Genomic DNA, 14,750 nt, shown 5'->3' on the forward strand with positions numbered 1-14,750 from the left:
AAACATTATTTATGAAGAAGTTATTTTATTTAATATTATCATTATTCGTTGTCTCTTGTGTTAATACAGAAGACGGACATGGAGAAACCAACACAACAATAAAAGACGAAAGTTTTGTAGATTTTGTAAACCCCTTAATGGGAACAGACTCTTCTTTTGAACTATCAAACGGAAACACATATCCCGCCATAGCAACACCATGGGGTATGAATTTCTGGACTCCCATGACCTCTAAAATGGGAGATGGATGGACCTATAAATATGATGAAAATAAAATTCGAGGCATTAAGCAAACCCATCAACCAAGCCCTTGGATTAATGATTATGCCGCTTTTTCATTAATGGCAGTAACAGGAGACTTAAAATATAAAGAAGACGAGCGCGCATCGTGGTTTTCGCATAAGGCCGAAACCGTAAAACCACATTATTATAAAACTTATTTAGCCGATTATGATGTGGTTGCAGAAGTGACCCCAACAGAACGAGCCGCACATTTTAAATTTACATTTCCCGAAAATCAATCTTATATTCTACTAGACGGTTTTTTTAAAGGGTCCATGGTTAAAATTATTCCTGAAGAACGTAAAATTATTGGTTATTGCAGAAACAATAGCGGTGGTGTTCCAGAGAATTTTCACAACTATTTTGTTGCAGAATTTGATAAAGATTTTGAGTTAACCCATACATGGGGCGATAATTGGACCTTAGTAGAAAACAGTACCGAAAATGAGGGTGAACACGTTGGAGCAATAATAGGTTTTAAAACCAAAAAAGGTGAAGAAGTACACGTAAAAGTAGCCTCTTCTTTTATAAGTCCAGAGCAAGCACAACTTAACCTAAATAGAGAAATAGGAGATGATAATTTTAAAACCACTTTAACAAAGGCAAAAGCTTCATGGGAGAAAGAATTAGGTAGAATAGTGATTGAAGATGATAATATTGATAATTTAAGAACCTTTTATTCTTGTTTGTATCGTGTATTGTTATTTCCAAGACAATTTCACGAAATTGATAAAAACAATGCTATTGTACATTATAGTCCGTACAACGGAGAAGTTTTACCAGGATATATGTTTACCGATAATGGTTTTTGGGATACCTTTAGAGCTGTGTTTCCATTTTTCAACATGATGTATCCAAAGTTAAATTCAAAAATTATGGAAGGTCTTGCTAATACCTATAAAGAATCGGGTTGGTTGCCAGAGTGGGCTAGTCCAGGCCATAGAGATTGCATGGTAGGGTCTAACTCAGCACCCATTATAGCCGATGCTTTTTTAAAAGGCGTTCACATAAAAGACCAAGAGGTGCTATTTGAAGCCATGTTAAAAAATGCAACGACTTCCAAAGGAAGACCACTTTCTAAAGGCGGGAATACCCTAAAATCTGTAGGGAGAGAAGGCGTAGAATATTACAATAAATTAGGTTATGTACCCTATAATGTTGGTATCAACGAAAATGCAGCAAGAACATTAGAGTACGCCTATGCCGACTTTACCATGGCTCAAATGGCAGATAAATTAGGGAAGAAAGATGTTGCAGAACGTTTCTACAAACAATCTTTAAACTACAAAAACCTATTCGATCCAGAAACCAAATGGATGCGTGGTAAAAATGAAGATGGTACATTTCAGAAACCATTCAACCCACTTAAATGGGGCGATGCCTTTACTGAAGGGAATAGCATTCACTATACATGGTCTGTTTTTCACGATGTAAATGGGCTAATGGAATTAATGGGTGGTAAAAATGCTTTTGAAAGCAAATTGGATGAAGTGTTTGAAATGCCTCCAGTTTTCGATCATTCATACTACGGATTTACCATACACGAAATTCGTGAAATGCAAATCATGAACATGGGTAATTACGCGCATGGTAATCAACCCATTCAGCACATGATATATTTATACAATTACGCCAATGCATCGTATAAAGCGCAAGAAAAAATAAGAGAAGTATTAACTAAATTATATGCACCTACACCCGATGGGTATTGTGGCGATGAAGATAACGGTCAAACTTCTGCTTGGTATGTGTTTAGTTCGTTAGGATTTTATCCGGTAACACCAGGTGTAGATCAATACGTTATAGGGAGTCCATTGTTTAAAAAGGCAACTATTCATTTAGAAAATGGAAACACTTTCGAAATTTCAGCACCACAAAACACTAAGGAAAATGTGTATATCCAATCTGCAACTTTAAATGGTAAGGATTACAATAAATCGTATTTAGATTATAATGATGTGATGGCAGGCGGAACCTTAAAATTTGAAATGAGCGCCACTCCTAATAAAAATTGGGCAAATACAGACGAATCGGTTCCTTATTCATTAAGTATAAAAAACTAGAATCAAAATAATTATGAATAAAATAGTAATTGTATTACTAGGTTTCGCTTTATCATTAAATTCTTGTAATAGTAATTTAAAAAAAGAAAATACAGATACAGAGCATAAGAAAGATGCTAAAGTTTATAATGATCAGTACGATTCTTTTGAAGATAAAGGGCAATATTGGCACTTAGAAATGCAAGTAAAGCCCAAAAAATACTGGAGTATTACAGGTTTAATACCCAAACTTCATAAAAATGAATTGGGCCATAAAGAATTAACAAAAGGTATGCAATACCATTTGTTATGCCAATCTATTTCTGGTTTGGTAAACAGGGCTGTAGATCTAGGAAAAAGCGATATTGGCATATGGTTGCATGACCATAGTGGCAAAGAATCCTATAAGTTAGCAAAACAAGGATTAGCACAAATAGGTGTTGAAGAACACGGTGAAACAACAGGAATAGAGCTTGTAACGAAAGCTTATACTGAGGTTAACGGTGTAAAAGTACAAGTGAAAGATTTATTTAATGGTTACGTGTTAACAGATGTTGAAAATAATCCAGAAAGTAATACGGTAGCCACCGTGGCTTCGCATGTGTATAATGCTATTATAGTAGATGTTAGAGATAAAGACTATTTTGATTCATTAGGTTATAAAATGGTGTATGATGCGTCAAAAAAAAACACTCAAGATGCATGGAACGAGTTTAAAGATAAATGCAAAAATAATGCTTTGGTGGTTATGCCGCTTCAAACAGGAGAACAAAGAGAGTTTGCTATCAAAAACAATTTATTTGTAATTAATTTAAACAAAAAATATAACGATGCCTCGGCAGGACAAAACACGGCTTTGTTTAATGAGGTATTGCAGTGGTTAAAACCTGGTTCACCCATTTACGGATGGGAACATGGCGTAGGCGAAGATTTATTTGTAAACAAAGTATCAGAAACTGGAAATATCATGGTTCCTGCAGACTGGATGTACAATTTAAATTTAACGTCTCTACTTTATAAAAAACGTCAAAGTGGGTTAGCAACGGTTCTGGATCCAAAGTCGATAGATTTTTCTGAAAAAGGCAAAAAATACGTATCCTATCATTTATCTGATGGCGATAACGTGCAATGGATGATGAATGGCTTTGATGGAGAGTATTATTTTACACACCCCGAAGCCGATAACATGAAAATAGCCTTTGGTCTCCCGGTTGATAATTTATCTATGATGGCTCCAGATGTTATGCAGTTACTGTTCGATAAACAAGGTGAAAATACCTCAATCGTACAGACTTTTGGGGGCGGTTATAACTATGCCGATCTTTTTGGAATAAAAGGAAACAGAGCAGAAAGTTTAAAGCAAATCGCTAATGCCACAGCTGCACATATGCGCCAACACCGCATTAAAGTTTTGTCGTTAATGGCAAAAAATGTGAGTTCAAATGAAGCAAAAGAAGCCTACCGAGCCTACATACAAGCCAACAATCAATTAGAGGGTATATTGGCCGTACAATATTCGCCCTATGCCGGTGGTAAAGGTGACATTTATTGGGAAACCAATAGTGATGGGTATGATATTCCAATAATAACCGTTAAATATTCGTTGTGGAATTTTGGAAACAAAAATCATGAACGCGAAGGTACGCCAACATACATCGCCAATAAGTTAAATTCAGAATCTGACAGTAATCCTTTTAATTTGATATCCATTCATGCATGGAGTAGGTTTTCAGATACGGGTAATTCAAAAGATGAACTGGCAGAAAATGTTTTAGGTCCAATAATAGGTCCGGGAATAGCTAAATTAAACGCTAGCAAATTAAACGATAACTTTAAAATAGTAAATGTAGAAGAATTGATTTGGAGGGTAAAAATGTATTATAAACCAGAACAAACTAAAAAAAGATTAGAAATATTTAATAATAATTAATATTTTAGCCCGACTAAATCGGTTTAGCTTGGGTAAAACAAAAAAATATTCGTTAAAAGATATAGCTGAAGACTTAAATGTATCAAAAACAACGGTATCATTAGTGCTTAATGATAAGGGAAATGAGAATAAAATTAGTCAAGAAACTCAAAAGCGAATAAAGGCATATGCAAAAAAAAATGGATATGCGCCCAATCAACTAGCAAGAGGATTAAGTAGAGGTAAAAGTGAGGCTATTGGTTTAATTGTGCCTGATATTTCAGATCAGTTTTATGCTAAAATAGCAGGTATAATAGAAAAAAAGGCAAAAAAATTAGGCTATAATGTCGTGTATAGTAGTACCTATGAAGATTCAGTTGAAGAAAACAAACTTATACGATCAATGCTCAATAGGCAAATTGATGGACTTATAATTGCTTCAACGCAAAATAATGCAGATGATATACAAATGCTTAAGCATGAAAGGGTTCCTTTTGTACTTATAGATAGGCATTATCCCGATAAAGAAACAGATTATGTAGTTGTAAATAACTTTAAAGGAATGAAGATTGCCACAGAGCATATTTTGAATTTGGGAAGACGTAAATTGGGCTTTATATCGCTTAATACACCTTTAGATGCTTTAAATCAAAGGTATAATGGGTTCAAGGCGGCACTAAATGATTGTGGAATAGAACTAGATGAAAAACGGGTAAAGACATTAAACCAGGGCTATTTTGCGGATGAAATGCCAAATGCTATTAAACAGCTAGTAGAAAATGAAAATGTTGATAGTCTTGTTTTTGGAACGCATTATCTCACTATGGAAGGTTTAAGGATACTAAAAAGTATAAACGTTAAAGTTCCAGAAGAGGTAGCTATTGTAAGTTTTGACGAAACCCAAGCTTTTGATTTAATAAGCCCTCCAATTACAGCCGTAATACAGCCTATTAATGACATTGGAAGTTTAGCATTAGAAATTTTATTAAAAAAAATTGAAAATAGAAAAACTACAAATAAATTAAACTATGAAAACATAATTTTAGATTTAAAACTAGAAGTAAGAAAATCGTGTGGAATAAAAGATTAGGAATTTTTATTTCAACACTAACTAAACCGGTTTAGCAACCAACTAAATAAATTAAGCATTAAAACAATGGAAAAAAATAGAAAATTTAAAATGAAAGCTTTCAGTATTTTGGCGCTTTTTGTGTTTTATCACGGGTTTTGCCAAAGTAAATCAATCATTAATATTGCTTACCCAAAGCCATATGAATATAAGCAAGTTGAAGGAGAGTTTGTGGTTAAAGCCCATATAGAAGGAAATGTAAAATCTTCTTTAAAAAAGATACGTTTTGAAAATGGACGTACCATAAATATTCACCATGATGCTCATAACGCCAATGCTTGGTTGCCCATTTTTGGATATCCAGAAACCATTGAGTTTATAAGTTCCAAACCGTCCAAAAATCAAAAGCAATTGTTCACACCACTTGTAATGCCTGATTGGGGGTATTTCTCAGAAGGAACATTTCATGTAATATCTTCTTCTCATCAAGATATTGCATGGATGGATACGCCTGATGTATGCAGACATGAACGTATCAATGAAATTATTGCGCCTGCTTTAGATATCATGAAGACCGATAAGGCTTACTATTTTGGTATGGAACAAACGCTAAACCTAAAAGAGTTTATTGAAGAAAAACCAGAGCGTAAACCAGAAGTTTTACAGCGTTATAAAGAGGGGCGTTTTACATGGGGCGCAACTTACAATCAACCCTACGAAGGCATGCAAATGGGAGAACAACTGGTTAGGGAAATGTATTTTGGTAAACTATGGATTAAAGATAATTTTGATAATGTAGACGAAAAAACAGCCTATAATACAGATGTTCCTGGAAGGACTCTACAATTTCCACAAATACTCGCTAAGTCTGGTGTAGAAAATCTTTTTGTATCTAGAATGAGAGAAGGTTTTTATAACTGGCATTCGCCAGATGGCTCTGCAGTGGCCACTTATTCTCCAGGGAATTACGGTTGGGCTATCATGTTCTACAAATTTTTTGAAGAAGATGCTATTGAGGCACTTCGAAAATTGCAAACAAGAGTGAAAATGTGGGGAGAATATTATAAAGAACACAATTTACCACCTCATTTTGCTGTAGTTTTAAGTAATGATGCCTCAGGGCCATCACATGTCGGTCCAATTATTACAGAATGGAATAAGATTGTAGAAATGGCAGATGTTAAAATACCAACCATAAAACACTCTACGGTTACTGGTTTTCTGTCTGAAATGAAACAGCCAGGAGCCAAGTTTGAATATTTGGAAGGAGACAGACCAAACATTTGGGCTTATATTCATGGCCCAGGGCACCATAAAGCAATATCTGCATCAAGAGAAGCGGGAAGGATTCTCCCCTCTGCCGAAATTTTTAACACTATAGACGCTATGATTAACAATAGTTTTGAAAACTATCCAGCAGAACGTTTATCTAAAGCCTTTGAAGAATCTATTTATCCAGACCACGGTTGGGGTGGTAAAAACGGACATATAACCGATAGTATTTTTAAAAGCAAACTAGAGTTTGCGGCTAGTGAAGCCAATAGCTTGCTAGAAAATTCATTAAAATCATTATCAAAAAAAATAAAAACAGATAGAGATGATGCCGTTATCGTATTTAATGATTTGTCATGGGAAAGAAACGGCTTGGTTAGCATCAATTTAGATAATGCAAGTTTATACTATGTGGTAGATGAAAACAACAAAGTTGTACCCTCGCAAGTAAGCGCTGCAAATAAAAATAGTTTACATATTCACGTTTCAAATGTTCCTTCATTAGGTTACAAAACTTTTTATCTTAAAAAAGGTAAAAAGAATTTAAAAGTAAATAAAACGGTCTTGCCAAATGTATTGTCAAATAACTTTTATAACCTCCACCTAGGTAATGGTGGTATAACGTATCTATACGATAATGTTTTGAAAAAAGAAATTCTCAAAACAACAAAGTTTTCTGGAGGAGATATTCTAACATTAGGTTACAAAGGAAATGGTGCGGGAGAATTTACCCAAATGACCAAACCAAACATGGATGGATACAATAAAACCAGTAACCATAACATGCTATGGCAGATAACAGAAGATGGTGCAGTATTTACAGAATATATGGCTAAAACTAAATTTAAACATACAGAAGTTGTTCAAAAAGTTAGGGTGTTTCATCAAGAAAAGAAAATAGATTTTTTAATAGACCTAGTTAATTGGGACGGCACGCACAATAGGGAGTTTAGGTTTGCTATTCCCTTAAATATGAATAACTCTAAAATAAAACTAGAACAACCATTGGCAATTGCAGAGGTTGGTGCTTCTGAAATGAAAAATGCTCCAGGCGGTTGGGCATGGGGTGGAACTTATGATAGTAAACCAGACACTGTACACCCACGTGAGGTACTTAACTTTATATCGGCAGAAAATGATGATTTATTAGTAGCCATGTCAACCGATGTTGCTGTTGCAGACTGGATAGACCCTACTAGAGAAGCTGTTCCGTACACCGTGCTGCAAGGGCTTTTATTAGCATCGCACAAGAGTTGTCATGGAGAAGGTAATTGGTACCATCAAACAGGTGATCACCATTTTAAGTTCTCTTTAGGCACGAGTAAACCAAATTCATCTTTTGCTTATAAATTTGGTACCGCTTCAAACCACCCTCTTAGATCCGTAGTAAAGAAGAGTAGGAATAAACTGGCTAAGTTGCCTGAAAGTGGCAGTTTTGTAAACGTATCAGATTCTATGGTTCGTGTTAGCACCATAAAAAAGAGTGAAAAGGGTAATGATGTTATTTTAAGGCTGGTAGAAATGGAAGGAGAAAATAAAAAGCCAACCATAGAGTTCTCACAACCAATACACACATTAATTAAAACCAATTTAATTGAAGAGGAAGAAGCTCAACTGGAAGCTTCAGGAAATATTCTGAAAATAGATATAGGGCACAATGCCATAGATACTTACAAACTTAAATTTAAAAATAAAAACTAAATTATGACCAGTAAAAAAGCATTGTGGCAAAACGATAAGGAGTTATTTGCCATAGCAAAATCTGAATTATTTGTAGCCCTAGTAGGTGATATTTTAGACACGTTGGGGTACCAACATCAATTTTTACCGCCAAACATAAAACCTTTAAGCACAGATTTTGTGGTTATAGGTAGGGCTATGCCAGTTTTAGAGACCGATGTTTTTGAAGAATCCGCCAAAGAGACAAAAAACCCCATGATGAAAAAGCCTTTTGGGATTATGTTTGAAGCCTTAGACGATTTAAAAGAGGATGAAGTTTATATCTGTTCAGGTTCTTCGCCCAGATATGCACTTTGGGGAGGATTAATGAGTACCCGAGCTATGAAACTAAAGGCTGCAGGTGCTGTGCTTCATGGCTATTCACGAGATACCAATGAAGTTTTAAACCTTAATTTTCCAACATTTTCATACGGAGGATATGCCCAAGACCAAGGCCCTAGAGGAAAGGTTATAGATTATCGTGTACCAATAGAAATTGAAGGCACGCGTATTAACCCAGGAGATATCATTTATGGTGATAGAGATGGCGTAGTTGTTATACCAAAAGAAGTTGAAGTAAAAGTGTTTAATGGAGCCATAGAAAAGGCCAGAGGAGAGCAACTCGTAAAAAAAGCTCTAGAGGAAGGCATGAGTACCGTAGATGCTTATAACAAATTTGGAATTATGTAGAAGAAAAAACAAACCAGCACTAAACTAAATACAAATTATGAAAACCAGCACATCATTTTATGTTTACGGAATCAGTTTCGTATCTACTATTGGAGGCTTCCTTTTTGGATATGATACGGCCATAATTTCCGGATGTAATACATTTTTAGAAAGTCAATACAACTTGTCAGCAAGTATGTTAGGTTGGGTGGTGTCATCGGCTTTATTAGGTACCATATTAGGATGTATTATATCAGGAAGTATAACAGATAAATTTGGTAGAAAAAAAGCTTTGATAGTGGCGGCCATATGTTTATTGATTTCAGCTTTAGGTTCTATGTTACCACCGCAATTTTTAGGCAATTTAAATAATGCCTATTGGGTATCGGCATCGGCTAACAATTCATTTATATTTTTGGTGGTAGTTAGAATTATTGGGGGTATAGGCGTAGGTATAACTTCTGTTGTAGCACCCATTTATATTTCAGAATTAACATTGCCTCAAAAACGAGGTAGAATGGTATCACTTTACCAACTATCCATTACCCTAGGCATTCTATTGGCCTTTTTAGTAGATTGGATGGTGTTAAATAACGCAGGAAAATCAGCCGGTGTTATTACACAAGAAAGTGGTGGTTTTTGGAATTGGCTGTTTGTTCAAGAAATTTGGCGTGGTATGTTTGGTACAGAAATCCCCATAGCTTTATTGTTCTTACTACTGTTGTTTATGGTGCCTGAAAGCCCAAGATGGTTGGCAGTAAACGGCAAAGAAAATAAAGCATACGACATAATGGTGAAAACTATGGGAGAGTTTATGGCGAAATCTCAAATGAACGAAATTCAATCTGTAGTAAAAACTGAATCCCAAGGTTTTAAAGACTTACTAAAACCTTATTTAAGGCGTCCGTTTTTAATAGGGATTTTACTACCCATGTTTTCACATTTAAGTGGTATTGCGGCCATTATGTATTTTGCGCCCAATATTTTAAATGAATCCATTAAAAGTGTAGAAAGTTCATTTTTAGGCGCGGTTTTAGTAGGATTGGTAAATTCCATTTTTACATTTGTAGCCATCATAAATATTGAGCGTTACGGGAGAAGAAAACTGCTTCTAATTGGTGTAGTGGGTGCAGCCATATCTTTATTTGGCGTGGCTACCTTATTTGCTATAGGTTCTAGTTTAGTTATTATTCCATTATTACTTTACGTAGCATGTTTTGCTTTTTCTTATGGCCCTATTGTTTGGGTTATTATTAGTGAAATATTCCCCACTAAAATTAGAGGTTTGGCAGTTAGTATTGGTAGTTTATCTTTAATGGTTACAGGTTTTTTTATCACATTAACTAACCCAGTGTTTATTGAAACCATAAAACCATCGGGAACCTTTTTCCTTTATGGCGCATTAACACTGCCTGCTATTTGGTTTATATGGAAGTTTGTGCCAGAAACCAAAGGCAAAACATTAGAAGAAATAGAAATGTCTTGGAAACAAGACAAAACAAAAGATTGAAACTTTATGGATAAAAATGTTATTGAACAGTACAAAGTAGAAGGTAATGGTTATCACCCGTTTTTAATACGAGAAGGCTGGCAAGTAGCACAGCTAAACTATATGCCAGAGCAGCACATAGATAATATAAAAAAGCTAGATGTTCATTTTTTAACCGATGAGGTGTTTATCCTTTTAAAAGGAGAAGCTGTTTTAATTGGTGCAAAAATAGAAGATGGTAATGTGGTTTTTGAAACCGAACTTTTAAAAACAAACATTACCTATAATATTCCTGCCAATACGTGGCATAATATTGCTATGAAAGAAGGAAGCGAGATTATTATCGTTGAAAAATCAAACACACACATCTCAGACTTTGAGTTTTTTCAATTAAATAAAGCACAAATAACTGAACTGAAACAGAAGGTAGCAGCTTGTTTTAATAACCAACAAAAGTAAAACCTAATGACAAAAATTAATTTAAAAGGGAAAAAAGCTCTAGTAACAGGAGGAAGTCAAGGTATTGGTGCCGGAATTTGTAAAGCATTGGCTGCCTGTGGGGCAGATGTATTTATCAATTACTTTAATAACAAAGAGAAAGCGCAAGCGGTGGCTAACCATATAAAAGCTGAATACAAGGTTAACGCAAGTATAGGAAAAGCCAATGTAGCAAATGCCTCAGAAGTTAAAGCAATGTTCGGCAAAATGGACACTAAAATAGGCGCTATTGATATCCTTGTAAATAATGCAGGTAGCGAGAGTGTACACCATGTTTTAGATTTAGAAGAAGACGAATGGGATAGGGTTATGGACATCAACTTAAAAGGCCCTTTTCTATGTGCCAAAGAAGCAGGAAGACGTATGGAAAAGAATGGAGGTGGAGTTATTATAAATATTTCTTCAATTCATGATACTGTGCCAAGAAAAGGATTAATTCATTACTGTTCAGCAAAATCTGGATTAAAAATGTTATCCAAATGTTTGTCTTTAGAATTAGCAGAAGATAATATTAGAGTGGTATCAGTTGCGCCGGGAGCTATAGAAACCAATATGAATCGAGTGGAAATTAACAAATTTGGACGAGAGAAGTTTCATAATTGGATACCATCTGGTAGAATAGGAAATGTAGAAGAAGTTGCCAATACCGTAGCCTTTTTGGCAAGTGATATGGCAGATTATATAAACGGGGCAGATTTGTATATTGATGGAGCTTACATGAACCACACCATACAATATGATCCACGCCCTCAAAGAAAACCAAATAAATAGATGAAACTAATTTTAATAACTATAGCATTACAAAGTATGGGAGTTTTTTTCACAGGAAGCTATACGGGGCAAGGTACCCCAGCAGAAAATCCAAAAGGAGAAGGGATAGGTTGTTTTGAATTTAATTTAAAAACAGGTGAAATTCATAATATAGACTATATAGAACAACGAAATCCGAGTTACATGGTAATTTCTGAAGATAAAAAATACCTGTATGCTGTAGAGGAAACTAACCAAAATTTACAACCAAGGCTATATGCTTATAAGGTTGGTGAAAATGGTACATTAAGTACTATAAATTCACAGCCTATACAGGGCGATTACGCCTGTCATCTAGCAATAATAGATAACAACTTGGTGTTAGCTAGCTATATGTCTGGAAATCTATTATCCTATCCCATCAATAAGGATGGAAGTATTGAACCTTATTCTCAAGAAATTAAGCACAAAGGTGTTGGTCCCAATAAAGACAGACAAGAAGCGGCACATGCACATATGATATACCCTTTTGCTAACAATCAAATGTATGCAGTAGATTTAACTTTAGATACAGCTAAAGCGTATCAATGGAAAGAAAAAGAACAAAAATGGGAGGCTACTCCTAGTTTAGATATATCAATTAACCCCGGTAGTGGTGCACGCCACATGGTAATGGATACCAATCAAAAGTTTGCCTACATACTAGGAGAATTAACAGGTGAGATTTTTGTTGCAGATTTAACCGAGGGAGAACCTAGCATTGTTCAAAAGATAAGTTTTATTCCTGAAAATCATGATGGGGCAATTGGTGGGGCGGCCATACGAATGCATCCTAACGGAAAATTTTTGTATGCATCTAATCGCGGTTCCGACACCATTGCTGTTTTTAAAATTGATACCCAATCAAAACAGTTATCACTTGTGAGGCATCAATCCACCTATGGTAAAACCCCACGGGATTTTAATATCCATCCCGAAGGCAAATGGCTTATTGCTGCCAATCAGGACAGTAATAGTTTAGTAGTGTTCGAAATAAATACCAACGATGGCACACTTCAAAAAAAATCAACATTAAAAGTAAATACGCCAGTTAACATAAACTGGCTATAAACCAGCGTTAATAAATACAAGTTATAATGATTGAACTAAAAGGTATAGCGTGGGACCATCCAAGAGGGTATGAACCACTCATAGCTACATCAAAGACATTTCAAAAATCCAATCCAAATGTTAGGATTACTTGGAAAGTACGCTCTTTAAAAGAATTTGGAGATACGCCAATTGAGGATTTAATTGAAAACTTCGATATCATAACTATAGATCACCCATACATGGGGCAAGCCCATAAAAATGGTTTGTTACTTAAGTTAGAAGACTATATAAAAACCGAAGAATTAAAGGCCTTGAAACAACAGGCTTTAGGTAAATGCTTTGATATTTATACTTACCAGAATCACTTTTATGCAACTCCCATTGATGCGGCTGCTTTAGTGGCATCATATAGAAAAGATGTTATAGATAGTTTAGGATTGAGTTTACCCATAAATCAGGAGGAACTAAAAGCATTTTATAAAAAGTTACCTGCTGGGTTTTCAGTGGCTTGGGCATTATGTCCTACAGATATTTGGTGTACATTCTTAACACTTTGCGCTCAAAATTTTGGTTCGGGATTTATTGTAGACAATGAAATCAATTCAAAAGTTGGTATTAAAGTTTTAAATGACATAAAATTTCATATAGAACAATCTCATCCGCAATCTATAAACTGGAACCCTATCCAAATCTTAAATAATATGGGGAATGAGGATGGAATAGTTTATTCCCCTTATCTCTTTGGATACACCAATTATTCCAGAAAAAACTATACTAAAAACATTGTGCATTTTACCAACAGTCCAGTTGGTGCACAACAAGATGTTTCAACCATTATGGGAGGTGTAGGTTTAGCTGTGTCTGCTCTAACAAAACATCCTGAAATGGCTTCAAAATATGCGAGTTATGTTGCTAGCACAGAGGTTCAAGAGGGCATATTTACACATAACGGAGGGCAACCAGCAAGTAAAAATGCCTGGTATAATGAAGTAAATAATACCTTGTGTAATAACTTTTTTAAGGATACCAAATGGACCATTGAAAACGCTTATATACGTCCGCAACATCCAGGATGGAACGGGTTTCAAGAACAAGGTGCAGATATTATTCACGAAGGTATTTTAAAAGACATTAGTGCGGAAACTATTATAAAGCAATTGAACCAACTTTATAAATCAATTAGAGCCCATGAATTCATTTAAAACCATAGAACTTAAAATTGAAGGTAAAATAGCGGTATTAAAATTTAATCGCTCAAGCCAATTAAATGCCATGAACCGCCAAATGATGGATGAAATTGTTGAAGGTATCCGATGGATTAATTCAAATGATGACGTAAATGTCGCTGTAATAACTGGAGAAGGAAGAGCGTTTATGGCAGGAGCTGATATTAAAGAATATGGCAATCAAACGGCAGAAGAATTTGATGCCTTTCAGGAAAAAGGTAAACAATTATATGATGCTATTGAAAATGCATCAAAACCTTGGATTGCAGCTGTAAATGGTTTTGCCTTAGGTGGTGGTTTTGAAATAGCACTGTCTTGCGATTTGATAGTTGCTTCCGAAGATGCAAAAATGGGACTACCAGAAGTGTTTCTAAGTTTAATTCCTGGTGGCGGTGGTACGCAAAGGTTAATTCAAAAAATAGGCGTTAACAGAGTGAAAGAAATGTTGTTTTTAGGAGGGCAGTACCATGCTAAAACCTTAAAAGATTGGGGTATTGTAAATGCTGTATTTCCAAATGATAATTTTCTGTCTGAAGCTATGGATTATGCGGGTAAATTATCCAGAAGACCTCAACAATCTATTGCAGAATTAAAGCGGTTGGTAAATTTAAGTTTAACCGCCACACCTTTTGAAGAACGCATAGATAACGAAGCGCAGACGGTTAAGAAATTGTATTTACAAGAGGAAGCACAAGCGGCTATTCAAAAATTCATAAAAAAATCTGACCAATAA

The 14,750-nt window shown here is 35.2% G+C and carries 11 protein-coding genes; all 11 read left to right on the top strand.

Features of this window, described 5'->3' with window-relative positions:
- Positions 1 to 11: 11 nt before the first annotated feature.
- The 11 genes from BWZ22_RS10075 (at position 12) to BWZ22_RS10125 (ending at position 14,750) form a co-directional block, all read left to right on the top strand.
- The gene (locus BWZ22_RS10075; RefSeq protein WP_076699758.1) at positions 12 to 2,345 is read left to right on the top strand and encodes a GH92 family glycosyl hydrolase; all 2,334 of its coding nucleotides are present in this window, start codon (positions 12 to 14) and stop codon (positions 2,343 to 2,345) included.
- A gap of 13 nt (positions 2,346 to 2,358) precedes the next feature.
- Positions 2,359 to 4,254 (top strand): GxGYxYP domain-containing protein, encoded by a 1,896-nt coding sequence (locus BWZ22_RS10080; RefSeq protein WP_076699759.1) that lies wholly within the window; start codon positions 2,359 to 2,361, stop codon positions 4,252 to 4,254.
- 28 nt (positions 4,255 to 4,282) lie between these two features.
- Positions 4,283 to 5,323 (top strand): LacI family DNA-binding transcriptional regulator, encoded by a 1,041-nt coding sequence (locus tag BWZ22_RS10085; RefSeq protein ID WP_076699761.1) that lies wholly within the window; start codon positions 4,283 to 4,285, stop codon positions 5,321 to 5,323.
- Between the two features lie 66 nt (positions 5,324 to 5,389).
- Positions 5,390 to 8,275 carry a glycosyl hydrolase-related protein gene (locus BWZ22_RS10090; RefSeq protein ID WP_083692275.1) on the top strand — a complete coding sequence of 962 codons (2,886 nt, stop codon included), beginning with the start codon at positions 5,390 to 5,392 and terminating at the stop codon, positions 8,273 to 8,275.
- Positions 8,276 to 8,278: 3 nt separating this feature from the next.
- Complete coding sequence (locus BWZ22_RS10095; RefSeq protein WP_076699762.1) at positions 8,279 to 8,983, top strand: RraA family protein; 705 nt, start codon at positions 8,279 to 8,281, stop codon at positions 8,981 to 8,983.
- Positions 8,984 to 9,020: 37 nt separating this feature from the next.
- A complete protein-coding gene (locus BWZ22_RS10100) occupies positions 9,021 to 10,472 on the top strand; it encodes a sugar porter family MFS transporter (RefSeq protein ID WP_076699763.1) in 1,452 nt (483 codons plus the stop codon).
- Between the two features lie 6 nt (positions 10,473 to 10,478).
- Entirely contained in the window at positions 10,479 to 10,910 is a 432-nt protein-coding gene (locus BWZ22_RS10105; RefSeq protein WP_076699765.1) for a hypothetical protein, read from the top strand.
- Between the two features lie 6 nt (positions 10,911 to 10,916).
- Positions 10,917 to 11,720: an SDR family NAD(P)-dependent oxidoreductase gene (locus BWZ22_RS10110; protein ID WP_076699766.1), complete on the top strand. Its 804-nt coding sequence runs from the start codon at positions 10,917 to 10,919 to the stop codon at positions 11,718 to 11,720.
- Positions 11,721 to 12,809: a lactonase family protein gene (locus tag BWZ22_RS10115; RefSeq protein ID WP_083692277.1), complete on the top strand. Its 1,089-nt coding sequence runs from the start codon at positions 11,721 to 11,723 to the stop codon at positions 12,807 to 12,809.
- Positions 12,810 to 12,835: 26 nt separating this feature from the next.
- Positions 12,836 to 13,993, top strand: coding sequence for an extracellular solute-binding protein (locus BWZ22_RS10120; RefSeq protein WP_076699769.1), 1,158 nt, complete (start codon positions 12,836 to 12,838; stop codon positions 13,991 to 13,993).
- Positions 13,980 to 14,750: an enoyl-CoA hydratase/isomerase family protein gene (locus tag BWZ22_RS10125; protein WP_076699771.1), complete on the top strand. Its 771-nt coding sequence runs from the start codon at positions 13,980 to 13,982 to the stop codon at positions 14,748 to 14,750. Before BWZ22_RS10120 ends, BWZ22_RS10125 begins: the two co-directional genes overlap by 14 nt.

Origin of the sequence: Seonamhaeicola sp. S2-3 (genome assembly GCF_001971785.1) — a bacterium.
Lineage (GTDB): Bacteria > Bacteroidota > Bacteroidia > Flavobacteriales > Flavobacteriaceae > Seonamhaeicola.